This window comes from Cupriavidus sp. SIMBA_020, from assembly GCF_046535395.1.
Taxonomy (GTDB): Bacteria; Pseudomonadota; Gammaproteobacteria; order Burkholderiales; family Burkholderiaceae; genus Cupriavidus; species Cupriavidus campinensis.
The window spans coordinates 1-234 of the sequence record NZ_JAWRWU010001724.1 but is presented as its reverse complement, the minus strand read 5'-3'; the positions used below and the strand labels follow the sequence as shown (position 1 = coordinate 234).

Annotated in this window: 1 pseudogene; it reads right to left on the bottom strand. The window is 66.7% G+C overall.

The features are described 5' to 3' along the window. Nucleotides 1–234 (bottom strand): annotated as a pseudogene (locus SB751_RS35510) (porin); the annotation flags it as partial.

Genomic DNA, 234 nt, shown 5'->3' with positions numbered 1-234 from the left:
CTGCTCGCGCAGAATGTAACGCAGCGCCTGGGCGTCGAACGCGACGGTCGGCGTCAGGTAGTAGTTTGCGCCCAGAAAAAAGAGGTCGGATTGCGCGTGCGTCGCCGCCGCCGTGTTGCGACGGATCCAGCCGCCGCCGATCTTGCCGGAGCCGAATTTTACATAGCCGTCGACGATCACGCGCTTGTCGGTATCCGCGCTGCTCACGAGCGGCGCCGACGCGCCGGGTCCGCC